Origin of the sequence: Agromyces sp. Marseille-P2726 (genome assembly GCF_902809835.1) — a bacterium.
Taxonomy (GTDB): Bacteria; Actinomycetota; Actinomycetes; order Actinomycetales; family Microbacteriaceae; genus Agromyces.
Window position 1 is genome coordinate 758,623 of the sequence record NZ_CADDWM010000015.1, and the last position, 25,888, is coordinate 784,510.

Here is a 25,888-nt window from a genome sequence, read left to right on the forward strand (position 1 = left end):
GGCCTCTTGTTCGGTCGCTGTGTGATCGAAACTCCATCCTAGAGTCGCGATGCTTGGAACCACCTGTTCAGGATGTCGGGCAGCCGGCGAATCGCTCGGTGTCGACACCCTCGCCGACCGCCTCGACGATCTCGCGAGCCTGGTCGAGCGTCTCGACCGCGAAGACGCGCATGCCGTCGGGGACATGACCGGTCACCTCGTCGCAGTTCGACGCGGGCGCCAGGAACCACTCGGCGCCGACATCCTCCGCTCCCCAGAGCTTCTGCCGGATGCCTCCGATCGCGCCGACCTGGCCTGCGGAGTCGATGGTGCCGGTGCCCGCGATGATCTCGCCGCCCGTCATCGGCCCGGGCGTCAGCTTGTCGACGATGCCGAGCGCGAACATCATGCCGGCACTGGGTCCGCCGACGTTGTCGAGCTGCAGCTCCACGTCGATCGGGAACTCGTAGGCCATCCGCACGCCGACGCCGAGCACGACGTTGCCGTCGGTCTCGACGGGCGTGACCTCGACGACCCGCTCGGTGCCGTCGCGGACCACGGTGAGCTCGGCCGGCGTCTCGGTGCCGTTCTCGCGCACCTCGGCTCGCAGCTCATCGACCGAGTTCACGTCGGTGCCGTTCACGCCGGTGATGATGTCGCCCTCGATCAGCGATCCGGCGGCCGGTGAATCGTCGAGGACGCCGGCGACCGTGACCTCGCGGGGGAACTCGTAGCCGAGCTCCACGAGCGCCGCTGCCGTGGCGTCCTGCTGGGAGTCGACCATGGCGGCCTCGTTCTGGGCGTCGCGGTCGGCGTCGCTGATCCCCGGGGGGAACACGGCCTCGACCGGCACGACCGAGCGGGTGCGGTCGAACCAGGCGCCGATCACATCGAGCCACCCGGGCGTGGCGCCGGGTCGGCCGCGAACCGAGACAGTCAGCAGGTTGAGCTCACCCTCGGTGGGGAAGGTCTGCTCGTCGGGGATCTCGATGAGCGGGATCTCCTCGCCGTCCTGTCCGGCGACGCCCAGCGTGTCGTACACGGGTCCGGGTTCCTCGATCACGTACGGCGACGGCAGCAGCATGAAGATCACGCCGATGACCACGGCGATCGTCAGCGCGCCCCAGCCGATGCGCTCGCGGCGCGATCGACGAGACGGGCTCGGCGACGAGTCGTCGACGAAGAGTGCCATCCGAGGGATTCCTTCCGGGTGACCGGAGTCGCCGTGCGAGCGCCGAGCCGGCGTTGTTCGCGACGGGCGGACACCCGGAAGGCCCAGCCTAGGCCATTTCCCAGACTGCCGCCGGGGGTGCGGCGCTACGGTTGAATCGACGCGACTGGAGGTGGCCCACGTGGCCGATCACGACGACGAGCCCGACGACCGGAACCCTGAAGACGAGTTCCGCGACATGCTCCGCGAACTCCTCTCGGGAGCCGGGGGAATCGATCCGTCGAAGCTCGCCGGAGCCGCCGGATTGCCGAACGACCCGGCCAGCCTGGCCGCGATCTTCTCCCAGCTCCAGCAGGCGATGAGCCGGGGCGGCGACGGCATCGACTGGAGCCTCGCCCTGCGCCAGGGCGAGGAGCGGGCGGCATCCGGTCAGCAGCAAGTCACCGCCGAGGCACGCGCGAGGCTCGACCAGGCGATGCAGGTCGCCTCGCTCTGGCTCGACGAGGCCGTCGACTTCTCGGCACTGCCCGACACCCCCGAGCTCCTCACCCGGCGGGCGTGGGTCGCGGCCACCATGCCGGTGTGGACGCAGCTCGCCGAGCCGGTGGCTCTCAGCATCTCCGACTCGCTCACCCGTGTGATGAGCGAGCAGGCACCCGAAGAGCTCCGCTCGATGATCCAGGGCGCGAGCCAGATGGTGCGCGGCATCGGCGGCGCCCTCTTCGCCATGCAGCTCGGCCAGGTGGTCGGGCAGCTCGCCACCGAGGTGGTGTCGGGCGGTGACATCGGAATTCCGCTCCACAAAGACGGTCGCGCGGCGCTGCTTCCCCAGAACGTCGCCGCCTTCGGCGAGGGCCTCGACATCCCCTCCGACCAGGTGGAGCTGTACCTGTCGGTTCGCGAGATCGCGCACGCGCGCCTGTTCCGGCACGCCCGCTGGCTGCGCCTGCACCTCATCTCGGCGATCACCGCGTTCGCCCGCGGCATCGACATCGACACCGATCGACTCGAGCAGCTGGCCGAGACGTTCGACCCGACGAACACCGACGAGTTGCGCGAGGCGGTGGTGAACGGTGCCCTCATCCGCCCCAAGAGCGAGTCGCAGGATGCCGCGCTCGGGCGCCTCGAGACCACGCTCGCCCTCGTCGAGGGGTGGGTCGATGCCGTCACCGCCGATGCGACGACCCGCCTGCCCAGGTCCGACGCGATCGCCGAGTCGATCCGGCGGCGCAGGGCGTCGGGCGGCCCCGCCGAGTCGGCGCTGGCGACGCTCGTCGGTCTCGAGCTGCGTCCGCGTCGCCTCCGCGATGCGGCGGCGATGTGGCGGGCGATCACCGAGGCCGTCGGTGTCGAGGCACGCGACGCCCTGTGGGCGCATCCCGACATCCTGCCGACGGCAGCCGATCTCGACGACCCGAGTTCCCTGATCGCCCGACTCACCGGCACCGAGACGGCGAGATCCGAGGCCGACGACGAGTTCGACCAGGCCCTCGAGGAGTTGCTGCGCGGCGAGACGCCGGCCGCCCCGAGCGAAGACGGAGAGGAGCCCTCGGGAGCCTGACCCCGGTCTGCCGGGCCTGTGGAGGGATTCCACACCCTTCGGCGTCGCTCGGGCATGCTCTGGGCCATGGTCCCGCGCATCGACCCCGCCCTGCCCCTGGTGTGGCGTTCGCCGACCGACCTCCAGCTCGGCGCGGCGGTGCCGCGGGTCGTCATCCCGAACGCGGGTCGGGTCGAGACCGGCCTGCTGTCGGCGTTGCGGCACGGAGCGAGCGTCGCGACGCTCATCACGATCGGCACGGCGCTCGGTGAGACGGCCGACGGCGTCCGGCGCTTCCTCGGCACGCTCGAGCCGGCGTTCATTGCCGAGGCTACGACGCCGGGCGCCGATGCCCGCCCCGCCGGTGATCGGATGCCGGTGGTGGCCGTCGATGCGAGCGACCCGTTCGCCCACCATCTGCGGGCGACGCTCGAGACACTCGGGCACGCCGTGGTCGCTCCCGACGACGAATTGGGCGAGCAGGCCGTGCTCGCCGTGCTGGCGGCGACGTGGGCCGTGCCGCCGGCGAGCCACCTGCCGTGGCTTCGGCGCGACGTGCCGCATCTCGCGGTGGTCTTCGACGACACGGGAGTGCGCGTCGGGCCGCTCGTCGAGCCGGGCGACGGGCCGTGCCTGCGCTGCCTCGACCTCGCTCGACGCGACGTCGACGCCGCGTGGCCGGCCATCGCGGCCCAGTTGACGAGGCGCCCTGCTGCGACGTACACGTTGCGTGCCGCACTCGACGCCGGCGCCCTCGCGGCGGCCATCGTCGACGACCGTATCGCGCACGGCGCGACCGGCTTCGCGGCCGCATCCGTCACCCTCAGGCCCGGCGGTGCACGCCCCCGGCGCCGACGGCACGACTCGCATCCCGAGTGCGGGTGCCGAGCTCCTGGAGGAATCGCGAGGGCTCCCGTTCGCCTCGATGACCGCCGCCCGAGCGCGACCAGCTCAGCGTCAATCGGCGTCGCGCCCGCGTGATGCCGACGTAGAGCAGGCGCCGTTCCTCGTCGATCGCCTCGAATCCCTTCGCATAGGCGATCGGCAGCATCCCCTCGGTGAGGCCGATGATGAACACCTCGTCCCACTCGAGCCCCTTCGCCGAGTGCAGCGTGGCGAGCGTGACTGCCGACACGGTCGGCTCGTGCTGCGCCTCTGCGCGGGCCCGAAGATCGTCGGCGAAGGCCCGGAACGTCGTGTCGGCGGGCGCGTCGTCGACGAGTCGGGCGATCGCGTTGAGCGACTCCCACCTGGCCCGCACGGCACCGGGTCCGTCGGGGGCCTGCACAGTCCAGCCGAGCGAGCGCAGCACGTCGCTCACCGACTTGAACAGCGGCTCGCCTGAGATCGTGAGCGCCGCCGCCCGAAGCGCATGCACCGCTTCCCGCACCTCGGGCCGGTCGAAGAACCGGATGGCGCCACGCACTCGCGAGCTCACGCCGACCTCGTCGAGCGCCTGCTCGAGTATCGCCGACTGCGAGTTCACGCGCATGAGCACGGCGATGGACTCGGGCGGCACGCCGGATTCCGTGCGCTCGCGGATGCGTTCGGCGACGCCTCGTGCCTCGGCGAGCTCGTCGGAGTACTCCACGATCGTCGGCTGGTCGTCGGGTGTCGCCGATGCGGCATCCGCTCGCTTCGGATCGACACCGGTCGGAGCGACCGGGGCCTGGCCCTCACCGGCCGACCCGGCCCCGGCGGCCTGCAACTGCAGCGCGCCGGCCCGTCCGCGCATGAGGCGGTTGGCGACACCGACGATCGCGGCCGTGGAGCGGTAGTTGCGCTCGAGCCGCACCACCGTCGCGCCCTCGTATCGGCGCTCGAAGCCGAGCAGGTAGTCGGGCGTCGCTCCGGCGAACGTGTAGATCGTCTGGCTGGCGTCCCCGACGACGCACACCTCGCGTCTGCCCCCGAGCCAGAGGTCGAGCAACTGCTGCTGCGCCGGCGAGACGTCCTGGTACTCGTCGACGACGAAGTACCGGTAGGTCTCGCGCACGTGCAGCGCGACGGACGGCTCGGTCTCGATCATCCCGGCGGTGACGAGCAGCACGTCCTCGAAGTCGAGCATGCGGCGCTCGTCCTTCAGCTGCTCGTACGCGGCGATGAGGGCGAGCACCTGGTCGACCGTCAGGTTGCCCGGTGCGCCGCGACTGGCAAGGCGCCGTTCGTACTCGTCCATGCCGAGAATGCTCACCTTGCGCCACTCGATCTCGGCGGCGACATCGCGGAGCGTCGGAACGTCGGTGCGGAGCCGCAGGCGCTCGGATGCCTCGCCGAGCAGTCGACCCTTGAACTCGAGCACGCGCGGCGCCGAGCCGCCGACCACGAGCGGCCAGAAATGGTTGAGCTGGGCGAGGGCTGCCGCGTGGAACGTGCGCGCGTGGACTCCTCGGGCACCCAGCTGCGCGAGACGGGCGCGGAGTTCGGCGGCCGCTCGGGTCGTGAAGGTGAGCGCCATGATCCGCGCAGGGTCGTATGCCCCGGAGGCGACACCGTACGCGATGCGATGGGTGATGGCCCGGGTCTTGCCCGTCCCGGCGCCGGCGAGGACGCAGACCGGACCCAGGAGCGCTTCGGCGACGATGCGCTGCTCATCGTCGAGCGGGTCGAGAAGCGGGTCGGATGCCGCGCTCACGTCGTCGTCCACGGAACCGGATCATCGATCGGACCGCCGTACCACCGCTCGAGCATCCAGCGGGCGATGGAAGTCTCGCCGGGTAGTGCGATCTCGGCGAGGGCCTCGGTGAGGGCCTCCCTCGTGAACCAGCGCAACTGGAGGATCTCGACGCCGTCGGGTGCCGCGGCCGCGGGCGGCGTGCCCGATGCCACGCGCGCCGTGAACCCGAGCATCAGGCTCGCCGGGAAGGGCCACGGCTGCGACGCGGCGTACTCCACGCGGTCGACGGGAAGCTTCGTCTCCTCGCCGATCTCCCGCACCACCGCCGCCTCGAGGGACTCGCCGGGCTCGACGAACCCGGCGAGCAGCGAGAACCGGTTCTGCTCCCAGAGGGCGTTCGAGCCGAGCAGGACCCGATCATCGTCGTCGGTGATGAGCACGATGACCGCGGGGTCGGTTCGCGGGAACAGCAGGGTGTCCTCCCGGTCGCACTGGCGCGCCCATCCGGCCTGCACCACCGACGTGCTCGATCCGCAGCGCGGGCAGAACGGGCTCGACTCGTGCCAGTTCGCGATGGCGAGGGCCTGGGTGAACAAGGCCGCGTCGGGATCGCCGAGCACGGGCACGGCGGGGCGGAGCGCGATCCAGCGGGCCCGTTCGGGTTCGATCAGTTCCGCCGCATCCGCGTCGTACACCCTGGCCTCGATCGGCGTTCCTGCCGCCTGACCGCCCTCGGTGCTGACGCCGAGACGCCCCCGGGAGCAGCGCAGCTGCGGCTCAGGCGACTCCGCGGGGCGGAGGAAGCGGAGGGCGGGCGGCGAGCCGTCGACCTGTTGGGCGAGGAGGGCGCGGCCACGGTGCAGGGCGAGGATGCGCGCGGCGGGATCAGCGTCGAAGTGGGCAGCGAAGTCGTCGTCGGAGCGGGCGTCGCCGTCGCGATCGATCGCGCCTCGTGCCAGCGGAGGAGCGGTCGGTTCGCGCACTGGCCCCCTCTCTTGCGCTCGGGTGTACTCGAGCCTGCATTCTCGGTCACCGGCTCGCTCGGGCGCCAGCGCTCTCGGTCACCCGCCTGCTCGATCACCGATCGGAGTCGGCCGGAAGGCGTGGCGGTCGCTCGGCAGGCCTTGAAGCCTGCTTAAGCTGTGTGCCATGGCCAGACCCCCTCTCACTCTAGCCGCGTTGGCCACGGCGGCCGTGCCCGGCCTCGAGGTCTGCGCCGCCCGGGCGCACACCCGCCGGAGCAACGGGGGGTACGACGCCGTGGCGCTCGAATCGGCGGATGGTCGACGCCTCGTCATCCGCACACCGCGATCGCAGGTCGCCGAGACCGAGCAGTCCGCCGACCTCGTCGCCATCCGCGCGATGACGCCCGGCATCCGTGCCCGCCTCCCCTTCCGGGTTCCCGCGTTCGTCGGGCAGGCGCCGATCGACGGCACGCGGGCGATCGTCACCGAGCTGCTGCCCGGCGCCGTCAGGACCGCCGACGAACTCACCGAGCACGCCGCCCTTGCACATCGTGTCGGCGCGGCGATCGCCGCGGTGCACTCGTTGCCGAGCGGGTTCGTGGGCGAGGCCGGGCTGCCCCGCCAGACCGCCGACGAGTCACGCGACGCCGTGGTCGACCTGATCGGACGCGCCGTCGACACCGGCCGGTTGCCGACCGCCATCCTCCGCCGTTGGGAACAGGCCACCGACGACGAGGCGCTCTGGCGATTCCGGCCGACCGTGATCAACGGCTCCCTCACCGCCGACTCGATCCTCGTCGAGGGCGACGAGGTGACGGCCATCATCGGCTGGTCGGGCCTCTCGATGGGCGACCCTGCGCGTGACCTGCACTGGCTGCTCACCTCGCGGGGAGCTGCCGCCGAGTCGGCGCTCGACGCGTATCTCTCGGGGCGAAACGGCACGGCCGACGGGCACCTGCCCCAACGGGCGCTGCTCTACGGCGAGCTCGAGCTCGCGAGGTGGCTGCTGCACGGCATCGAGCAGCACGACGCAGCGATCATCGACGACGCCGTGCAGCTGCTCGACGGGCTCGTCGCAAGCGTGCACGACGAGTCCACCGACTCGCTCTCACCCGAGACCGGACCGGTGCTCACCGTGGGCGACGTCGAGCGCCTGCTCGACGACACCCCTCGCGATCGCGCACCGCGAGAGGCCGGGGCAACCCTGCTCACCGACAGCTACGACTTCTCGGAGCTCGAACGCCGCGAGGCCGGTGAACGACCGGCGGCGGCGTTCGACGCGACGGCACCGATCCCCCTCGATCTCAGCGATTGGGGTGATGCGACGCCACCGCCGGTGCCTGCTCAGCGCGACGCGGCCGACACCGAGTCGACGGCCGCCGACGGGTCGCGGCCGCCGGCCACCGCCGCCCACGAACGCCGCAACGCCGCCTCGTCGTAGAGCCGATCGGGTCGGATCACTCGGTCGTCCTCGACGAAGTAGAACGCCGCGTCGACGGCCTCGGGATCCACGCCCGCCCAGGCCGCGTACGCGAGCCGGTAGAGCGCCAGCTGGGTCTGCTTGAGTTCGAGGTCGCGGGCGTCGCCGGGCGCTCGCCCCGTCTTCCAGTCGACGACCTGGTATCGGATGCCGCGAGCGGCCAGCTCGCTGGATTCGGGCACCTCGTACACGGCATCGATCTTGCAGACGAAGACCTGGGCGTCGATCGGCAGGTGGAGCTCCAACTCAACCGCGATCGGCCGGCGATCACCCCATTCGGACGCCTCGAAGGTCGCCTGCAGCGCACGCAGCCGTTCGGGTGCGGCATCGTTCAGCAGCTCGTCGCGACCGTCGACGACCTGCGCCCCCAGACCCGGAAGACCGTCGTCGATCGCCGATGCGTCACCCTCGCCCGAGGAGCGGTGCTCGACCCAGGAGTGGAAGAGCGTGCCGATGCGGGTCGCGCGATGCGGGCGTTGCGGCATCGGCCGACGTGATTGCGCCGCCACGGCGGCGGGGTCGTCGACGTAGTCCTTGAACCGCGATGCGGGAACCCGCGTGGGAACGGGAGGGGTCACCGGGCCCTCGAGCCGACGTCGCCGTTCCTCGATCAGCATGCGCAGTTCGCTGGACAATCGCGGCCCGATGCCGGTTCCGGTGGGACGCTCGGCGGCGGCGCGCACGGCGTCGGCAGCGGTGTGGACGGCACTGCGGCGCGCCCCGAGGGGATCGAGCGGCCATCGCTCCCGCGAGGTGGCGCCAGCCCGAGGATTGGCATCGTGTTCGGAGGCGGCAGGGAGGCAGGCTGCGTCGAGGATGCCTGCCTGCACGAGTTCTCGGAGGAACGGGCTGGGCTTGCGCGGCGCCTTCTGCGTCGACCACCACGAGCCGGTCAGCAGGAGGTCGGACCGCGTGCGGGTGAACGCGACGTACGCGAGCCGTCGCTCCTCCTCGGCATGCCGTTGACGGTTCTCGGCGGCGAAGGCCATCGCGGCCGCGTCGAACTCCGCCTGGCTCTGCGCACCCCGCCACTGCAGCTCGGGGAGTTCGTCGGCGTCGCCCTTGAACTCGTTCGGCAACTCGCCGAAGGTGAGCCACCCCTTGGTTGATCGTGGCTTCGAGGGAAGTTCCTCGTCGACCATGCGGGGAATGGCGACGACGTCCCACTCGAGGCCTTTCGACCCGTGGATCGACAGCACCTGCACCGCACCCGGCTCGGGCTCGTCCTGTCGGGGCGCGAGCCGATCTCGCTGTTCGGCCTCGGTGAGCCAGCCGAGGAATGCGCCGAGGGTGGGGCGTTCGGCCATCGCCGCGAAGCCCGCGAGAAGCTCGTCGAACGCCTCGAGGCTCGGCGCGCCCAGCGGCTGGTCGTCGTTCGCGGCGACCTCGATGTCGAGCAGGAGCTCCTGCTCGACCAGGTGCACGAAGTCGACGAGGCCGAGTCCGGCGCGCCTGCGCAGCGACTGCAGTTGGGCGCCGGCCCGACGCATGCGACCCAGGCCGGTCGTGCTGAAGCCGCGGAGCGCGGCGTGGTCGTCGGGTGCAGTGAGGACGAAGTCGAGGGCATCGACGATCGAGGGCGACTCCTGGGGCGCGATGGACGAACGGAGGCCCTGCCGCACGCCATCGTCGAGCTTGCGGTTCGCCACATCGCGGTCGGCGAGCCATCGAGCGAGCCCGTGCAGGGCCGCCAGGTCGGCGGGCCCGATGCGCCAGCGCGCACCGCCGAGAACCCGCACGAGTTCTGATCCGGCGGTGGGATCGTGCAGGACCCGCAGCGCGCACACGAGATCGGCGATGACGGGCTGGTCGAGGAGGCCGGCGAGGCCGAGGACGTGGACGGGCACGCCATGGGCGCGAAGCGCCGACGTGAAGACACCGACGTTCGCGAGCGTGCGGCAGAGCAGCGCCCCACTGCGTTCAGCGCCCCCGACGCCGTCGCCGTCGCCCGAGCGGAGCCGCTGCGCGAACCACCGGGCGACGAGGTCGGCCTCCTGCTCGATCGTCTCGGCCCAGGTGGCCTCGAGGCGGCCCCGGGAGGCGAAGGACGCGGGCGACAACGGCGCCTTGGCGATGCCGTGGTCGAGTGGGCGGATCAGGGCGTTCGCGGCGTCGAGCACGACCCGGGGGTTGCGCCAGCTCGTGGAGAGGTCGAAGACCCCCGCGACCCCGTCTGGCGAGAAATCGGTCGCGAACCGCGCCAGGTTCGCCGAACTCGCTCCGCGCCAGCCGTAGATCGACTGGTCGGGGTCACCGACGGCCATGACCGGGTGACCGCGGAACAACGTGGCGAGCAGGCGGGTCTGCACGACGCTGGTGTCTTGGTACTCGTCGAGGAGCACGGTTCGGGAGCGCTCGCGGAACGCCGCGACGACGTCGGGATGCCGCTCGCAGATGGCGAGGGCCAACGCCACCTGGTCGGAGAATTCGACGTAGCCGCGTTCGCGCTTCGCCTGCGCATAGGCATCGGCCAGGTCGAGGAGGGGCGGGAGCGCACCCACCACCCCGAGCGCATCGGTGAAGGTCGCGAAGTCGGTGCGCTTGCGGGGTGCGTCGATGGGCAGCCCTTCCATCGCGAGGAAGTCGCGGGCGAACGCCCGCACGTCGCGACTGTCGACGACGTTCTCGGCGAGCGCCCGGCTGAGCGTGAGCACCGCTCCGGTGACGCGATCGAGTGATGCGTCGAGCTCGACGAGGCGGGAATCGGCGGAAGCGCTCGCCCCCGAGCGCGCCAGCAGCCAGGCGGGTGCCTCGCCGAGCACGGAGGCGGCGGGCTCGCGCCCGATGAGCATCGCGTGTTCGCGGTAGATGCCACTGGCGAACGCGTTGTACGTGCCCACCTGCGCGGACTCGAGGGCATCGAGTTCGACCGTGGCCACGCCTTGGGCGACGAGTTGCGCGATGCGCTCGCGCACACGGTCGGCCAACTCGCCGGCGGCCTTCCGGGTGAAGGTCAGCCCGAGCACCTCGGGCACCGCGACGTACCCGTTGGCGAGCAGCCAGACCACGCGGTTCGCCATGGTCTCGGTCTTGCCGCTGCCGGCACCCGCGACGACGATGCTCGCCCCGAACGGGTCGGCCTCGATCACGGCACGCTGCTCGTCGGTCGGCGCATGCAGGCCCAGGCGAGCTGCGAGATCGACGGCGCGGAGCCGGGGCGGCGGGGTGCTCACGCGCTCACCGCCGGCACGAGGTGCACCCGGTACAGCCACGTGCCGAACCGGGAGCGGAAGCCGAGTTCGCCCGGACCCTCGAACTCCGCAGCCGCCATGGTGCGCGCCACCGCCGCGAGCCGATCGCGGAACCCCGCCTCGGCCTCGTCGTCGAACGGCTGCTGCACCCGCTCGGTGTACGGCAGGCCCCGCGACGGCTTCGCGAGATAGACCAGCTTCGCGCCTCCGAGGCGCCCGGCGCTCGGCACCTGGCCGGATCGTGCGGCGAGCTGATAGGCCGCCAGCTGAGGATGCGTCGAGGTCTGCTCGGCGGTGGGTGGCGTGCGGCCCGTCTTCACGTCGACGATCACCGTCGTGCCGTCGGGCGACGCCTCGACACGGTCGATCGTTCCGGAGAGCCGCACCCGGTCGACGACGAGCGTGAATCGGCCCTCAGCGCCGAGCAGCATCTTGGCGTCATCATGGAAGTTCGCGAGATAGCCCGCTGCCCCCTCGGCCATTCTGCGGGCACCGCGTCGTTCGCGCTCGGCGACCCACCCAGCCTCGAAGCGGAGCTCCTTCCAACGCTCCTCGACCGCCGCCCACAGCGTTTCGATGCTCGTGTCGCCATCGGCGCGAGTGCCGGCCTCCTCGACGACCGCGTGCACGAGCGTGCCGATCGATGCGGCGATCCCCGACGGCGGGGAGGCGACCTGGTCGATGAACCATCCGAGCGGAGATTCCTCGACGCGGTCGATCTGCGACGGTGACACGGCGACGACCGCGTCGGGGTCGCCGTCGAGGTCGACGAGCGGAGCGGTCGTCGATGGGTCGAGGAGCCCGTACCAGTCGTCGGGGTGAGCTCCGGGTACGCCCTCTTCGGCGAGGAGTGCGAGGGCCGAGGCCGCTTCGGCGTCGCCACCGGACACCAGCTCGCGACGGAGGGCGCCGACGAGCCCGCGCAGGTGCAGGGGCCGGCGCCGCGGTCGGACACGTTCAGCGGCGTAGCCCATCAGCGCGGACGGCTGCTCATCGTCGTTCGCGGTGCAGCTCAGCACCAGCTGCCGTCGGGCTCGGGACACGGCGAGGGCGAACAGCCGGAGTTCGTCGCTGCGAACGGACATGCGAGCCTCGGCGACCGACTCGGGCCCGGGGAGCGGCGCACCGGCCCGAGCGGCCGCCACCACCCTCGGAAGGAGCGCCGGATGCAGCAGCGTCCCCCGGGGTCGAAGGTTGGGCCAGACTCCATTTTGCAGGCCCGCGACGACCACGATGTCGAACTCGCGACCGATCAGGGTCGGCGGGGTCGTGACCAACACCGACTCGGCGCTGCGCCGCGGGGCGAGCGAGTCCTCGGGGAGCTCGCTCGAGAGCATCTCGTCGATGAACCGGGCCGCTGGCGCTTCGGGCTCACGCTCCACGAACCTGGTGGCCGCCGCGAACAGCGCCACGACGGCATCGAGAGACCGGTTCGCCTCTTCGGCGAGCACGCCGGTTCCGCGCGCGTTCGTGCCCCATTCCGCCGCCAGTCCACTGCCCTCCCAGATCGCCCACAGCACCTCCTCGACGGTGCCGTCGGTGGCAACGCGGCGCGCCTCGGCCAGCAGTTTCGCCAGACGTGCGGCGCGGCGGCCCACCGCCGCGTCGATCGTCTCGAAGCCGCCAGGAGCAGACAACGCCTCGACCAGCAATTCATCGGCCGTGCGGATGCCGCCGGCAGCCAGCTCCTGGTGCCGAAGCGCCAACCGAAGGCGTCGAAGTGCCACCCCGTCGAACCCGCCGATCGGACCGGTCAGCATTTCGACGGCGCGGTCGGCCGAGAGCGGTTCGCGATCGAGCGCGGTCGCGGCGGCGGCCAGCAGCGCCGCTGCGGCTGGGGCATCGCGCAGCGGCGCTCGAACGGCGTCGCCCGCGGTCGGGACGTCGGCGAGCGCCAGCCCCCGTTCGAACGCGGGAACGTCGGCGCCGGAACGGAGCACGACCGCCATCGACGACCACGGCACGCCGTCGAGCAGGTGTCGCTCACGGAGGACCGCCGCGACAGCCTGGCACTCGGCGGCGTGCGAGGCTGCCTCGATGCCGAGCACCGCGCTCGTCTCATGACCGCCGCCGGCGAGCGGCGCGCGTCGGTGGGTGCCGCGGAGGGCGGTGCCGATGTGGGCCGTCACCGAACGCACCACGTCGCGGATCGCGGGAGTACCGCGGTGCACGTGGGGCAGGTCGAGGCGGTGCACCGGCGCACCGAGCACGCTCTCGAGCGCGCCCAGCAACTCGGGCCGGCCCCCGCGGAATCCGTTGCTCGCCACATCGGGGTCGCCGAGCGCGACCACCGCGGCCCCTCGTGCGGCGAACGCGCCGAGCAGCGCCGCCGTCGCCTCGGTCGCCTCGTGCGCGTCGTCGACGACGATGAGCCGGAGCTGCCCCAGCGTGCCGAGCGCGGCGGCGGCCGCGGGATCGGTTCCGCTCCGTCGCACGATCGCGGCGGCGAACGCGCCGAGCTCCGCCGAGTCGAACTGCGTCGGACGCAGCTGTTCCTTCACCTCGGCGTACTCGGCCAGGAACTCGGCCGCCGCGCCCCACTCGGGCCGTGCCGCGCCTTCGGCGAGCCGAGCCAGCGCCGGTGCGTCGACCCCGTGCTCGACCGCTCGCATCATCAGGTCTCGCAGCTCGGAGCGGAATCCGCGGAGCCCGCGCACCTCGGCGGTCAGCGGTTCGGGCCACGCGGGCCCGAACCCGTCTCGGATGCCGCCCTCGATCAGCTCGGCGACGATCTGGTCGTGCTCCGCCCCGGTGAGCAGCGTGACGGGTGCACCGGTGTAGGCGCGCACCAGCTGGAAGGCCACCGAGTTCGCCGTGCGGGCGAGCGGACCGCGGGTGGTGACGCCCAGACGCACGGCGAGTTCGTCGCGGAGGGCGGTGGCAGTGGCCCGAGTCGCGCAGAGCACGAGCACCTCGTCGGTGGTGTAGCCGCGGGCCTCGACGCGCTCTGCGACCAGCTCGATCGCGAGTCGCGTCTTGCCGCTGCCCGGCGCACCGAACACGGCCGCGTGCGCGGAGTCGGGCAGGACCGCGACGGGGTCCGGGGCGGTCCTGATGGCGGGCATGCCTGAACGGTAACGGGTTCCGCCGACAGTGAACGCGTCGGGCTCGGCGTGGCCCGTGTCGTAGGGTTTCAGCAAGAGCAGAAAGGCGCACTGTGGACGTTCGTATCGGCATCCAGAACTCCCCCCGTGAACTCTCGTTCGAGACCTCGCAGACGGCGGCGGAGGTGCAGAAGGCCGTGGCGACGGCGCTCGCGGGCCAGTCCGCGCTGCTCGAGCTCACCGACGAGAAGGGCACGATGTACGTCGTTCCGGCCGCCGCGCTCGCCTACGTCGAGATCGGCTCGGAGGAGTCCCGCCGCGTCGGATTCGTCGCCTGACGATGGAGCTCATGTTCGTCGTGCTCGGCGGCGCGATCCTCGGCCTCGTGGCAAGGTACTCGCTGCCCCGCCGGCACACCTACGGCACCGTCCTCGTTCCCGCCGTCGGCGCGGCCGTCGCTGCGATCGTGTGGGTCGCCCTGACGTGGCTCGGCTGGCCGTGGGACGGCGGCTGGATCTGGGTCGTTTCCCTGGTGGCCGCGGGTCTCGCGTCTGCGGCATCCGCCCTGCTCATCGGGCCCCGCCGTGAACGCGGCGACGCAGCGCTGTTCGAGCGTCTGGCACGTCCGGGGGCCGGCGGCCGCGGCGCTTAGGAGCGTCAGGCGGTCAGGCCGAGCGCGTCCATGCGACGCGTGTGGTCGGCGATGAGGTCGGTGAAGACGGGTTCGACCTGCTCGCCGTCGCGCACCGGCGACTCCGACGCACGGAGCGCCGAGCGCGCGATGAGCAACGTGTCGCCGACGAGGCTCCTCCCCCACAGCGCCAGCCGATCGGCCAGCTCGGGATCGGCGTCGAGGGCCGATCGCAGCTCGGACTCGAGCACCACCGCCGCTCCCTCCTCGTCGAGGATCGCCCGAACGCGCGCCCCGAGCTCGGCAGGCAGCCCTTCCGCGAGGCGAGAGAAGTAGGAGTCGAGCATGCCCGCGGTGACATGGATCCCGAGCAGGAGCTCGTACCAGTCACCTCCGGCGCTCACCTGGCGGAAGCGGTCGGTGGCGGGGGCGAACGGCGCCATGACGTCGTTCGGTTCGACGTCGAGCCGGCGCAGCTCGGCGATGAGGGCATGGTGCTTGCGCAGCGCGACGCCCGCGGCGGCACTCAGCCCCTCCTTCGACGGCAGCGTCGGCGCCGACGCGACCGCCCTGGCGAGGCTCTCGAAGAACTCGAGCTGGATGTAGGCGGCCTGCCCGAGGAACGGCACCGGTTCGGGCACGAGCTCGGCGAAGTCGACCTTGGCGAAGTCGGTGGGCGGGACGCGCGGTCGGAAGCGCGGCGCGTCGGCTCGCGGCCCACGCCGATTCGTCCAGAACACCACGGCACTCAGCCTAACGGAGGCTCTCAGGCAGTCTCGGTTAGGCTGGAGGGGCATGTGGGCGTTGGACCCGCGGCCGTGCGCCTGGAGTTGAGACGGGGCGCACCTCATCATCAACCTTCGACAGGCAGATCCCTCTTGACTTCTTTCAGTGAGCTCGGCGTCGCATCCGACATCGTCGATGCCCTCGCCGGGAAGGGCATCGTCGATGCCTTCCCCATCCAGGAACAGACCATCCCCCTCGCCCTCTCCGGCCAGGACATCATCGGCCAGGCCAAGACCGGCACGGGCAAGACCTTCGGCTTCGGCCTGCCGCTCATCCAGCGCCTGGGCGACGCCCCCGCGCCCGGGGTGAAGGCGCTCATCGTGGTGCCCACGCGCGAGCTCTGCGTGCAGGTGACCGAGGATCTCGAGCTCGCCGCTTCGAACCGCCCCACCACCGTGGTGTCGATCTACGGCGGCAAGGCCTACGAGGGCCAGATCGCGCAGCTGAAGGCCGGTGCGCAGATCGTGGTCGGAACCCCCGGTCGGCTCATCGACCTCGCCAACCAGCGCATCCTCGATCTCGCCGACGCGCACGAGGTCGTGCTCGACGAGGCCGACAAGATGCTCGACCTCGGGTTCCTCGCCGACATCGAGAAGATCTTCTCGAAGGTTCCCGCGACGCGCCACACCATGCTGTTCTCGGCGACCATGCCCGGACCGATCGTCGCCCTGGCGCGCCGGTTCATGTCGCGACCCATCCACATCCGGGCGAACGATCCCGACGAGGGCCTCACGCAGGCGAACATCAAGCACCTCGTGTACCGGGCGCACTCGCTCGACAAAGACGAGGTGATCGCTCGGATCCTGCAGGCCGAGGGACGGGGCAGGACCGTCATCTTCACGCGCACGAAGCGCGCCGCCGCCAAGCTCGTCGAGGAGCTGAACGATCGCGGCTTCAACGCCGCCGCCGTGCACGGCGACCTCAACCAGGACCAGCGCGAGCGTGCCATGGCCGCGTTCAAGGCCGGCAAGAAGGACGTGCTGATCGCCACGGATGTCGCAGCCCGAGGCATCGACGTCGACGACGTGACCCACGTCATCAACCACACCATCCCCGACGACGAGAAGACCTACCTGCATCGCGCCGGACGCACCGGCCGTGCCGGCAAGACCGGGATCGCCGTGACGTTCGTCGACTGGGACGACCTCCACAAGTGGGCGCTCATCAATCGCGCACTCGAGTTCGGCCAGCCCGAGCCGACCGAGACGTACTCGTCGAGCCCCCACCTCTACACCGACCTCGACATCCCCGAGGGCACGAAGGGGCGACTGAAGCCCGCCGCCACGGCCGCGCCCGCCCGCTCGAGCACCGCAGGTCGCAGCGAGGGCCGTGCCGAGGGCGACGCCGAGCGGGCGCCCCGGTCGCGGTCGCGCCGTCGCACGCGCGGCGGTCAGCCGACGGGCGAGGCCGCCGAGCCGGCCCCCAAGTCCGACGCGGCGGTCGCCGCCGCCAAGGAGCCCGGAACCGGCACGCACGACGGCGGTGGCCGCGAGCACCACGACGGGAGGCCGGCCCCGCAGCGCCGGCGTCGGCGTCGGCGTCCTCGCACGGGCGGCGCAGCACCGCAGGCCTGAACGGTGACAGGGGGGCTTGCAGGTCCCCCGCCCACCTGAACGGGAGCGTCCCGGTGTTCAGGGCAGCACGGGTGAGGAGCCTCGGCCCTCCTCGATGATGCGCTCGACCACCTCGGGCGCGGTGCGGCACTGACCGAGCCGGTTCGGCTTGCCGGTGCCGTGGTAGTCGCTCGATCCCGTCACGGCGAGCCCGAAATCGTCGGCGAGCGTGCGCAGCCTCGCCTTCGCGTCGCGACGGTTCTCGGGATGATCGATCTCGAGGCCGAACAGCCCCGCCTCCACGAGCTGGGCCAGCCGTCGCGGCGGGATCACCTGCTCGGCGCCTCGCGTGCCGGGGTGCGCGAGCACGGGAACCCCGCCGGCGGCGCGGATGAGCCGCACCCCGGTGAGCGGATCGGGCGCGTAGTGCGGCTGCGCGTAGCCCGCGCGCGGGTGCAGGATCCCCTCGACCGCCGCCGATCGCGTCGCCACGTGTCCGCGCGCGACCAGGGCATCGGCGATGTGCGGTCGCCCGATCGTGGCGCCCTCGGTGGTCTGGGCGAGCACGTCGTCCCAACTGAGGTCGTAGTCCTTCCCGATGCGCCGCACGATCGCCTCGGCGCGAGTGAGCCGCGACTCCCGGATGCGCGACGTCTCGGCGAGGAGCGGCTCGTCGAGCGGGTCGATGAGGTAGCCGAGCACGTGCACGCTCATGAAGCCCTCGCGGGTCGACAGCTCCATGCCGGGAATGAGCGCAACGCCCGCCTCGGGCACGGCCGCGGCGGCCTCGGCCCACCCGCTCGTCGCATCGTGATCGGTCAGCGCGACACCCCAGAGCCCGACGGCTGCGGCCTGCGCCACGAGCCGCGACGGCGAATCCGTGCCGTCGGAGACGGTCGTGTGCGCATGCAGATCGGCGGCACCAGCGACTTCGGCTCGTGGCATCCCATCATGCTAGCCGCGGCCCCGGCCCTGCCGACTCCCGGCTGATCCGCGGGCGAGTCGAGGGTCGACCGCGGACGCTGCCCGTACGCTGGATGGGATGCTCCCCCGCTTCCTGGGCTGGGCCCTCGTGCTCGGCTGCACCGCCGTCGCCGCCATCCTCGTGTGGCCGCAGGCCTTCGGGTTGCAGAACCAGTGGGTGGCCGCGCACGTCGTCGCCCTACGAGGTACCGCCGCGTTGTGCGCACTCATCGCCGCGGCCGCCATCGCGCTCGCCGCCATTCCCCGGGCCACGCGATCGCTCGGCATCGCGATGACGATCGTGCTGCTCCTCTTCGCCGCGGCCAACGCGGCGATCCTCTGGGCCCGCGGCGCCGGCGGGTCGGATGCCGCGAGCCACGAGGCATCCGTCACCGTCCTGTCCTGGAACACCCTCGGCGAGGTTCCCGACGCATCCACGATCGCGGGCCTCGCCCTCGATCAGGACGCTGACGTGGTGGTGCTCCCCGAGACCACGGTGCCGCTCGGTGAAGCGGTGGCCGTCGAGATGCGCGAGGGCGGGCGACCGATGTGGGTGCACACGGTCGCGTTCGACGACATCGCGAAGGCGCGTTCGACGACCCTGCTCATCTCGCCAGACCTCGGCGACTACGCCGTCGCGTCCGAGCTCGTGCCCGGACCGCCCGGGAACACCAACACGCTCCCGTCCGTCGTGGCCGAACCCGTCGACGGCGACGGACCGCGCATCGTCGCGGTGCACGCGGTCGCACCCATCCGCTGGGAGTTCCGCAACTGGCGGAGCGATCTCGACTGGCTGGCCGAGCAATGCGGCGGCGACGACGTGATCATGGCCGGTGACTTCAATGCGACGGTCGACCACTTCGCCGGGCGCGGCACCGACGGCGGCGACCTCGGCCGTTGCCGGGATGCCGCGGTGCAGGCGAACGCCGGTGCGCTCGGCACCTGGCCCACTGCGGTTCCGCAGGTCCTCGGCAGCCCGATCGACCACGTGCTCGCGACCCCCGGATGGCGGGTCGACGCGTTCCGCGTGCTCGACGGCTACGACGACGCGGGCAGCGACCACCGCCCGATCGTGGCGACGCTCTCGCCGGCGGTTTGAGAGAATGTCAGGCATGGCGAACACGAGCGACACCTCCACGACCGAGACGGCGGCACAGGCCACGAGGAGCACCGAGGAGCCGGCCCGGAACGCCAATCGCTCGACGACCCCCGGATCCGAGGGCTTCAAGCGGTTCATCGGCAGCAACTGGGCCGAGCGCGATGAGTCGCTTCCCGCCGCGCGTGAGCAGGCCCCGTACGCCGCCGAACGACGCGCCAGGGTCTCGGCGGCGTTCACCGGCATCCGCCTGATCATTCCGGCCGGCGACATGAAGCAGCGGGCGAACGACACGGAGTACCCGTTCCGTGCGCACTCGGCGTTCGCCCACCTCACCGGATGGGGCGCCGACTCCGAGCCCGGTGCGGTGCTCGTCTTCGAGCCGAGCGACGACGGGCACGACACGACCGTCTACTTCCGGGAGCGGGCAGGCCGAGACTCCGAGGAGTTCTACGCGAATCCCGCGATCGGCGAGTTCTGGATCGGGGCTCGACCGTCGCTCGCGCACGTCGCCGCCGACCTCGCGATCGACACTCGGGGCATCGAGGAGTTCGACCGGGTCATCGACGCGGTCGACACGTCGACGCTGGTGCTGCGCGAGGCCGACCCCGCGATCACCGAGCGCGTCGACCACGCCCGCATCCGCTTCGCCGCCGAGGCGGCCCTGTCGACGAATGCATCGGATGCCCCCTTCTCGATCGAGGTGGGCGCCGAGCACGAGCCCGACGGCGAGCTCGCCCGCGTGCTCTCCGAGCTCCGCCTCGTGAAAGACAAGTTCGAGATCGCCGAGCTCCGCGCCGCGATCGACGCCACCCAGCGCGGGTTCACCGAGGTCATCGAGGAACTGCCGCGCATCACCTCCGAGGTGCGCGGCGAGCGCGTCATCGAGGGCGTCTTCGCCACCCGGGCCCGCCTCGACGGCAACGACGTCGGCTACGGCTCGATCGCCGCGGCCGGCCCCCACGCGACGATCCTGCACTGGACGCGCAACGACGGCCCGGTCGTGCCGGGCGATCTCGTGCTGCTCGACGCGGGCGTCGAACGCGACAGCTACTACACCGCAGACATCACCCGCACGTTCCCGGTCAACGGCACCTTCTCCGAGGTGCAGCGCCAGGTCTACGACGCCGTGCTCGAGGCCGCGGATGCCGCGTTCGCGGTCGTGCGGCCCGGCGCGATCTTCCGCGAGGTGCACGCCGCCGCCATGGAGGTCATCGCGAAGAAGACGGCCGAGTGGGGCTTCCTCCCCGTCTCGGCCGAGGAGTCGCTCCGGCCCGAGAACCAGTTCCACCGGCGGTACATGGTGCACGGCACGAGTCACCACCTGGGTCTCGACGTGCACGACTGCGCCCAGGCCCGTCGCGAGATGTACCTCGACGGCGAGCTCCAGCCCGGCATGGTGTTCACGATCGAGCCCGGACTGTACTTCCAGCCCGACGACCTCACCGTCCCCGTCGAGTTCCGCGGCATCGGCGTGCGGATCGAAGACGACATCCTGGTCACGCCCGACGGCGCCGAGAACCTGTCGGCGGGCATCCCTCGCACGGCCGACGAGGTCGAGGCCTGGGTGCGAGGCGACGCCGCACGATGAGCTGACTGGGGCTGGCGGTCGGCTTCTCCGGGCGTCTACATTGGCTGCACTGCCGATCGCTGGAGGACCAATGCCGTTCCGTCGCCGTCCCGCTCTCGTCGCCACAGCCACCGGGGCCGTCGCGCTCGCCATCCTGGCCGGTCCGTCGCTGGCGGTCGCCGCGCCGGGCAATCCCGGCTCGCCCCGTTACAGCGCCGGCGCCGACGGCGCTGGCGACCCGTACTTCCCGCTCGCCGGCAACGGCGGCATCGACGTGCTGCACTACGACCTCGATCTCGACTACACACCCCCCGAGCCCGCACCGGCACCGCTGGAAGGCGAGCTCCAGGGCATCGCGACGATCGACCTCGTGGCGACGCAGGACCTCGATCGGTTCAACCTCGACCTGCGCGGGCTCACCGCGACCGAGGTCGTCGTCAATGGCAAGCCGATGTCGTTCGACCAGGTCGAGAACGAGCTGGTCATCACACCCCGGCCGAAGCTCAAGACGGGATCGCACGCCCAGGTGATCGTGACCTACGGCGGCACGACGACCCGGCCGACCGACATCGAGGGTGCCCTGTACGGCTGGGTCACCACCCGCGACGGCGCGATGGTGGTATCGGAGCCCGACGGTTCGGCCACCTGGTTCCCCGTCAACGACCACCCGACCGACAAGTCCACGTACACGTTCGAGATCACGGTTCCCCAAGGTCTCGTGGCCGTGGCGAACGGGCTCCCCTCGGCCGATCCGACCACCGCCGGCGGCTTCACCACCTGGTACTGGGACGCACCCGACCCGATGGCCGCATACCTGGCGACGGCGAGCGTCGGCGACTACGTCGTGAACGAGTACGTCGCGGCGAACGGAACGCCGATCTTCGACGCGGTCGACCCCGCACGGCTGGGAGCGCCGTCCGCCGCGCTCGCGCTGACGAGCGACATGCTGGTGTTCTTCGAGGAGCGGTACGGCTCCTACCCGTTCAACTCCTACGGTGCCATCGTCGACGACGACTCCGTCGGGTATGCCCTCGAGACGCAGACGCGCTCGTTCTTCTCGCGCACCGCGGGCGAGGGCACGGTGGCGCACGAGCTCGCCCACCAGTGGATGGGCGACCACGTCAGCCCCGAGCGGTGGGCCGACATCTGGCTCAACGAGGGGTGGGCGACCTACTCGACGTGGATGTGGAACGAACACCGCGACCGCGCGACCGCGCAGGAATCCTTCGACGAGATCCTGGCGATCCCGGCCGACGACGAGTTCTGGGCCTCGGAGGTCGCAGACCCCGGCCCGCTGGGACTCTTCACCGATCCGGTCTACGATCGGGGCGCGGCGACGCTGCACGCGCTGCGGGTCGAGATCGGCGACGCCGCGTTCTTCGAGCTGGCGAAGACCTGGGTCGAGCGCTACGGCGGCGGCACCGCGAGCACCGAGGACTTCATGGCGCTCGCGGAGGAAGTGTCAGGACAGCAACTCGACACGCTGTTCAAGGTGTGGCTCTCCACGCCCAGCAAGCCGACCACCTGGTGAGCTGAGACGACGCCGGCCGCTGCGGAGTCAGCGGTCGGCAGGCCGCTCGGGGCTGCCGCCGTCGTCGGCCTGGGCAGCGGATGCCGCATCGTCGGCCTGCTCGGTGGCGAGCTCGCCGTAGCGCGGCCGTGCCGGCTGGGCGCGGCCCGCGGCCGCGGCACGGGCCCGCTTCGCGGCATCCTGCGCCTCGCCGTAGCTCATCGGCTGGGAGTCGCGCACGGGCGATGTGCGCGGCGTCGGCGATGATGGCGTACCTCGTGGCGAGCACCTGCATCACCGAGGTGAAGTCGCGCCGGCGGCGATTCACCGAGTACGACACCACGCTGAAGATCATGCCGAACCCGGCACCGATGAGCACCGCCGAGATGAGGATGCCGAGCGAGGCGCCGGTCGGCGCGAAGATGAAGAACAGCAGACCCAGGAACGTGCCGAACCACGCGCCCGAGAGCGCCCCCGCACCGGCGGCGCGTCCCCAGCTGAGCTTGCCCGTGATGCGTTCGACGCTCGTGAGATCGGTGCCGACGATCGCCAGCTCCTTCACGGGGAACTCCGCCTTGGCGAGCTTGTCGACCGCCGACTGCGCCTCGGCGTAGGTCTCGAACGACGCGACGGTCTCGCCCTTCGGCAGGGTCGGGAACTGGCGTGCCATGCGGCCGCCGAACGGAGATTGGGTGCTCACCGGGCCATTGTCCCACGCATCCCCGTCGCGCCGCGGCGAGGGCCCGGAACGGGCTCCGGGGGCTAAGTTGGAAGAGTGAGCGCCACGAGAGTGTTCGTCGCCCGCCTCGCCGGGCGTCCCGTGTTCGATCCCGCCGGGGATCGGGTCGGCAAGGTGCGCGACGTCCTCGTCGTGTACCGCAAGAACGACCCGCCGCGCGTCGTGGGGCTCATCGTCGAGATCCCCGGCAAACGCCGGGTGTTCGTGTCGATCGGGCGGGTGACCTCGATCGGCGGCGGCCAGATCATCACCACCGGACTCATCAACCTGCGTCGCTTCGAACAGCGCGGCGGCGAGGTGCGCGTGATCGCCGAGATGCTCGGCCGCAAGGTCATCTTCAACGACGGATCCGGCGAGGCGACGATCGAAGACGTCGCGATCCAGGAGCGCGAGCCGGGCGAATGGGAGGTCGACCAGCTGTTCGTGCGTCGACCCAAGGGCGCCTCGCCGTTCTCGAAGGGTCAGTCGGCGTACGTCACGTGGCGCGAGGTACGCGAGGCGTCGCAGGCCGGCGAGGCGCAGTCGGCCGAGCAGCTCATCGCCACGTATTCGGAGCTGAAGCCGGCCGACCTCGCGAACACGCTGCTCGACCTTCCGATCCAGCGACGGCGCGAGGTCGCCGCAGAGCTCCCCGACGACCGGCTCGCCGACGTGCTCGAGGAGATGGTGGAGTCCGACCAGATCGAGATCCTCGCCGGTCTCGGCGACGACCGCGCAGCCGACGTGCTCGACCACATGCAGCCCGATGATGCGGCCGACCTCATCGCGCAGCTCCCCGAGGAGCGCGGCGAGCATCTCCTCGAACTGATGGAGCCCGAAGAGGCCGACGACGTGCGGTTCCTCCTCTCCTACGGCCCCGACACCGCGGGCGGACTCATGACCACCGAGCCCATCATCGTGTCGGCCGATTCGACGGTCGCCGAAGGGCTCGCGCTCATCCGGCGGCACGACCTCCCCCCTGCACTCGGCGCGGCGGTCTGCGTGACGCTGCCCCCGTACGAACCTCCCACCGGACGGTTCCTCGGTGTCGTGCACTTCCAGCGGATGCTCCGCTACCCGCCGCACGAACGGCTCGGTACGCTCATCGACCAGGGCCTCGAGCCCGTGCGTGCCGACACGTCGGCCGCCGAGGTCAGCCGCATCCTCGCGAGCTACGACCTCGTGTCGGTCCCCGTCGTCGACGAGAAGCATCGACTCGTCGGGGTGGTGACGATTGACGACGTGCTCGACTACCTCCTGCCCGATGACTGGCGAAGTCATCCCGACGAGACCGAGGTGGGGCGCCGCGCTGCGGCGCGGGCCCAGCTGACGACGGGAAGCATCCCGATCGCGCATGGAAGGAGGGCAGGAGATGGCACGCGTTGACGTCGAAGACCGCCGGTTCGACACCCCGAAGGGCATCCGCCGATCGCCCTCCTTCCGCGGCACCGGTGACAGCGACCGCTTCGGCCGCTTCACCGAGTGGGTCGCACGCGGCATGGGCACGCCGTGGTTCCTGCTCGCCCTCTCGATGTTCGTCGTGGCGTGGATGCTGTGGAACACGTTCGCCCCATCGCACCTGCAGTTCGACCGCGCCGACTACGGATTCATCGCACTGACGCTCGTGCTCTCACTGCAGGCCTCGTACGCCGCACCGCTCATCCTGCTCGCGCAGAACCGGCAGGACGACCGCGACCGCGTGCAGATCGAGCAGGACCGGCAGCGCGCCGAACGCAACCTCGCCGACACCGAGTACCTCGCGCGCGAGGTCGTCGCCCTCCGGCTGGCAGTGCGCGACCTGGCGTCGAAGGAGTTCATCCGGGCCGAACTGCGCGCCATCCTCGACGAGCTCGAGCGCCGAGACGAAGAAGAGCCAGAGCATGCCGCGAGCTGATTCCGCGGCCCTCGAACGCGCGGTTCTCGACGCCCTGAACGGCGTCATCGATCCGGAGATCCGCAAGCCGATCACCGAGCTCGACATGGTGGATTCCGTCTCGGTGGCCGAGAACGGCCGCGTGCACGTCGGCATCCGCCTCACGATCGTCGGATGCCCCGCCAGCGACCGCATCGAACGCGACGTGCTCCAGGCGGCCGAGAGCATTGCCGGCCCAGGCAACGCCGACGTGACCCTCTCGGTGATGACCCCCGAGCAGCGCGCGGCGCTCACCGAGCGGCTGCGCGGGGGCCGGGCCGCCCGCGGCAACCCCTTCGGTCCGGGCAGTCTCACTCGCGTCATCGCGATCACCAGCGGCAAGGGCGGCGTCGGCAAGTCGACGATCACGGCGAACCTCGCCGTGGCGCTCGCGGCCCGGGGCCTCTCGGTGGGGCTGATCGACGCCGACGTGCACGGCTTCTCCATCCCTGGCCTGGTCGGTCTCGTCGACGCTGCGGGCGTCGCGGCGCGGCCGACGCGGGTCGACGACATGATCCTCCCGCCTGTCGCGCACGGCGTGAAGGTGATCTCGATCGGGATGTTCGTCGAGCCGTCCGAACCCGGCGGGCGGGCGTCATCCGTCGCCGTGGCCTGGCGCGGGCCGATGCTCCATCGCACCCTGAACCAGTTCCTCACCGATGTGTACTTCGGCGACCTCGACCTCCTGCTCGTCGACCTCCCGCCCGGCACGGGCGATGTCGCGATCTCGCTCGGCCAACTGCTGCCGAACGCCGAGGTGGTCGTGGTCACCACTCCCCAGCCGGCGGCGGCGGATGTCGCGGAGCGCTCGGGCCTCGTGGCCCGCCAGACGGGCCAGCAGATCGTCGGCGTCGTCGAGAACATGGCCGGCTTCGCCGCACCCGACGGCTCGACGGTGGAGTTGTTCGGATCAGGGGGCGGCGCCATCGTCGCCGAGCGCCTGTCCGAGGGGGAGCCCGGGCCGGTGCCCCTGCTCGCGAGCGTGCCGCTCAGCATCACCCTCCGCCAGGGCGGCGACGAGGGCCTTCCGGTGGTCGTGGCGGCGCCCGACGACCCGGCGGCTCGCGCGATCGAGGATGTCGCGGCCCGGCTCGCAGCGCTCCCCCGCTCGCTCGACGGCCGACGACTCGACTTCTCGGTGCGCTGAGGTGACGATGCGTCG

At 71.5% G+C, this 25,888-nt stretch carries 19 protein-coding genes; 11 read left to right on the forward strand and 8 right to left on the reverse strand.

Annotated elements, in window-relative coordinates:
* Nucleotides 1-67: 67 nt before the first annotated feature.
* The gene (locus tag HUS56_RS16210; RefSeq protein WP_173924419.1) at nt 68-1,171 is read right to left on the reverse strand and encodes a PDZ domain-containing protein; all 1,104 of its coding nucleotides are present in this window, start codon (nt 1,169-1,171) and stop codon (nt 68-70) included.
* A 217-nt stretch (nt 1,172-1,388) separates the two neighbouring features.
* On the opposite strand from HUS56_RS16210, the gene HUS56_RS16215 reads away from it, so the two are divergent.
* Nucleotides 1,389-2,711, forward strand: a complete 1,323-nt coding sequence (locus HUS56_RS16215) for a zinc-dependent metalloprotease (protein ID WP_173924643.1) — start codon at nt 1,389-1,391, stop codon at nt 2,709-2,711.
* Between the two features lie 802 nt (nt 2,712-3,513).
* Here the strand turns inward: HUS56_RS16215 and HUS56_RS16220 are convergent.
* A complete protein-coding gene (locus HUS56_RS16220) occupies nt 3,514-5,337 on the reverse strand; it encodes an ATP-dependent helicase (protein WP_254431495.1) in 1,824 nt (607 codons plus the stop codon).
* Nucleotides 5,322-6,290, reverse strand: coding sequence for an NAD(+) diphosphatase (gene nudC, locus HUS56_RS16225; protein ID WP_173924420.1), 969 nt, complete (start codon nt 6,288-6,290; stop codon nt 5,322-5,324). Before nudC ends, HUS56_RS16220 begins: the two co-directional genes overlap by 16 nt.
* Nucleotides 6,291-6,456: 166 nt before the next feature.
* On the opposite strand from nudC, the gene HUS56_RS16230 reads away from it, so the two are divergent.
* Nucleotides 6,457-7,713 (forward strand): phosphotransferase, encoded by a 1,257-nt coding sequence (locus HUS56_RS16230; RefSeq protein ID WP_173924421.1) that lies wholly within the window; start codon nt 6,457-6,459, stop codon nt 7,711-7,713.
* Here HUS56_RS16230 and HUS56_RS16235 read toward each other — a convergent pair.
* Together HUS56_RS16235 and HUS56_RS16240 are read right to left on the reverse strand one after the other, a co-directional pair.
* The gene (locus HUS56_RS16235) at nt 7,617-10,925 is read right to left on the reverse strand and encodes an ATP-dependent DNA helicase (RefSeq protein WP_173924422.1); all 3,309 of its coding nucleotides are present in this window, start codon (nt 10,923-10,925) and stop codon (nt 7,617-7,619) included. The genes HUS56_RS16230 and HUS56_RS16235 overlap by 97 nt on opposite strands.
* Nucleotides 10,922-14,008: a UrvD/REP family ATP-dependent DNA helicase gene (locus HUS56_RS16240; RefSeq protein ID WP_173924423.1), complete on the reverse strand. Its 3,087-nt coding sequence runs from the start codon at nt 14,006-14,008 to the stop codon at nt 10,922-10,924. The genes HUS56_RS16235 and HUS56_RS16240 overlap by 4 nt, the downstream gene beginning before the upstream one ends.
* Before the next feature lie 92 nt (nt 14,009-14,100).
* Here HUS56_RS16240 and HUS56_RS16245 point away from each other — a divergent pair, with 92 nt between their 5' ends.
* Together HUS56_RS16245 and HUS56_RS16250 are read left to right on the forward strand one after the other, a co-directional pair.
* Nucleotides 14,101-14,325, forward strand: coding sequence for a DUF3107 domain-containing protein (locus HUS56_RS16245; RefSeq protein WP_173924424.1), 225 nt, complete (start codon nt 14,101-14,103; stop codon nt 14,323-14,325).
* Nucleotides 14,326-14,327: 2 nt separating this feature from the next.
* The gene (locus HUS56_RS16250; RefSeq protein ID WP_217424041.1) at nt 14,328-14,639 is read left to right on the forward strand and encodes a hypothetical protein; all 312 of its coding nucleotides are present in this window, start codon (nt 14,328-14,330) and stop codon (nt 14,637-14,639) included.
* Between the two features lie 5 nt (nt 14,640-14,644).
* Here the strand turns inward: HUS56_RS16250 and HUS56_RS16255 are convergent, their stop codons facing one another.
* Nucleotides 14,645-15,361, reverse strand: coding sequence for a ferritin-like fold-containing protein (locus HUS56_RS16255; protein ID WP_254431496.1), 717 nt, complete (start codon nt 15,359-15,361; stop codon nt 14,645-14,647).
* Nucleotides 15,362-15,496: 135 nt separating this feature from the next.
* On the opposite strand from HUS56_RS16255, the gene HUS56_RS16260 reads away from it, so the two are divergent.
* Nucleotides 15,497-16,978, forward strand: coding sequence for a DEAD/DEAH box helicase (locus HUS56_RS16260; RefSeq protein ID WP_173924427.1), 1,482 nt, complete (start codon nt 15,497-15,499; stop codon nt 16,976-16,978).
* A 57-nt stretch (nt 16,979-17,035) separates the two neighbouring features.
* On the opposite strand, the gene HUS56_RS16265 is transcribed toward HUS56_RS16260, so the two are convergent.
* Entirely contained in the window at nt 17,036-17,902 is an 867-nt protein-coding gene (locus HUS56_RS16265) for a PHP domain-containing protein (RefSeq protein ID WP_173924428.1), read from the reverse strand.
* A 97-nt stretch (nt 17,903-17,999) separates the two neighbouring features.
* Between HUS56_RS16265 and HUS56_RS16270 the strand changes: the two genes are divergently transcribed.
* The 3 genes from HUS56_RS16270 (at nt 18,000) to HUS56_RS16280 (ending at nt 22,117) form a co-directional block, all read left to right on the forward strand.
* Nucleotides 18,000-19,019, forward strand: coding sequence for an endonuclease/exonuclease/phosphatase family protein (locus tag HUS56_RS16270; RefSeq protein WP_173924429.1), 1,020 nt, complete (start codon nt 18,000-18,002; stop codon nt 19,017-19,019).
* 4 nt (nt 19,020-19,023) lie between these two features.
* On the forward strand, nt 19,024-20,607 hold the full coding sequence (locus tag HUS56_RS16275) for an aminopeptidase P family protein (RefSeq protein WP_371808320.1): 1,584 nt from the start codon (nt 19,024-19,026) through the stop codon (nt 20,605-20,607).
* A 70-nt stretch (nt 20,608-20,677) separates the two neighbouring features.
* Entirely contained in the window at nt 20,678-22,117 is a 1,440-nt protein-coding gene (locus HUS56_RS16280) for a M1 family metallopeptidase (protein ID WP_173924431.1), read from the forward strand.
* Here HUS56_RS16280 and HUS56_RS16285 read toward each other — a convergent pair.
* Entirely contained in the window at nt 22,074-22,796 is a 723-nt protein-coding gene (locus tag HUS56_RS16285; RefSeq protein ID WP_173924432.1) for a general stress protein, read from the reverse strand. The two genes, HUS56_RS16280 and HUS56_RS16285, sit on opposite strands and share 44 nt — an antisense overlap.
* 75 nt (nt 22,797-22,871) lie before the next feature.
* Between HUS56_RS16285 and HUS56_RS16290 the strand changes: the two genes are divergently transcribed.
* Genes HUS56_RS16290 through HUS56_RS16300 form a run of 3 tightly spaced genes read left to right on the forward strand, consistent with a single transcriptional unit; the run spans nt 22,872 to nt 25,873 of the window.
* On the forward strand, nt 22,872-24,200 hold the full coding sequence (locus HUS56_RS16290; protein WP_173924433.1) for a magnesium transporter MgtE N-terminal domain-containing protein: 1,329 nt from the start codon (nt 22,872-22,874) through the stop codon (nt 24,198-24,200).
* Nucleotides 24,187-24,708: a DUF1003 domain-containing protein gene (locus HUS56_RS16295; RefSeq protein WP_173924434.1), complete on the forward strand. Its 522-nt coding sequence runs from the start codon at nt 24,187-24,189 to the stop codon at nt 24,706-24,708. The genes HUS56_RS16290 and HUS56_RS16295 overlap by 14 nt, the downstream gene beginning before the upstream one ends.
* A complete protein-coding gene (locus HUS56_RS16300; protein ID WP_173924435.1) occupies nt 24,695-25,873 on the forward strand; it encodes a P-loop NTPase in 1,179 nt (392 codons plus the stop codon). Before HUS56_RS16295 ends, HUS56_RS16300 begins: the two co-directional genes overlap by 14 nt.
* Nucleotides 25,874-25,888 lie beyond the last annotated feature (15 nt).

What these genes read in the sequence shown, in the direction of transcription:
- HUS56_RS16210 (WP_173924419.1), bottom strand. Translation starts at nt 1,171, where the DNA reads ATGGCACTCTTCGTCGACGACTCGTCGCCGAGCCCGTCTCGTCGATCG.
- HUS56_RS16215 (WP_173924643.1), top strand. Translation starts at nt 1,389, where the DNA reads ATGCTCCGCGAACTCCTCTCGGGAGCCGGGGGAATCGATCCGTCGAAG.
- HUS56_RS16230 (WP_173924421.1), top strand. Translation starts at nt 6,457, where the DNA reads ATGGCCAGACCCCCTCTCACTCTAGCCGCGTTGGCCACGGCGGCCGTG.
- HUS56_RS16240 (WP_173924423.1), bottom strand. Translation starts at nt 14,008, where the DNA reads ATGCCCGCCATCAGGACCGCCCCGGACCCCGTCGCGGTCCTGCCCGAC.
- HUS56_RS16250 (WP_217424041.1), top strand. Translation starts at nt 14,328, where the DNA reads ATGGAGCTCATGTTCGTCGTGCTCGGCGGCGCGATCCTCGGCCTCGTG.
- HUS56_RS16265 (WP_173924428.1), bottom strand. Translation starts at nt 17,902, where the DNA reads ATGCCACGAGCCGAAGTCGCTGGTGCCGCCGATCTGCATGCGCACACG.
- HUS56_RS16270 (WP_173924429.1), top strand. Translation starts at nt 18,000, where the DNA reads ATGCTCCCCCGCTTCCTGGGCTGGGCCCTCGTGCTCGGCTGCACCGCC.
- HUS56_RS16275 (WP_371808320.1), top strand. Translation starts at nt 19,024, where the DNA reads ATGTCAGGCATGGCGAACACGAGCGACACCTCCACGACCGAGACGGCG.
- HUS56_RS16280 (WP_173924431.1), top strand. Translation starts at nt 20,678, where the DNA reads ATGCCGTTCCGTCGCCGTCCCGCTCTCGTCGCCACAGCCACCGGGGCC.
- HUS56_RS16295 (WP_173924434.1), top strand. Translation starts at nt 24,187, where the DNA reads ATGGCACGCGTTGACGTCGAAGACCGCCGGTTCGACACCCCGAAGGGC.
- HUS56_RS16300 (WP_173924435.1), top strand. Translation starts at nt 24,695, where the DNA reads ATGCCGCGAGCTGATTCCGCGGCCCTCGAACGCGCGGTTCTCGACGCC.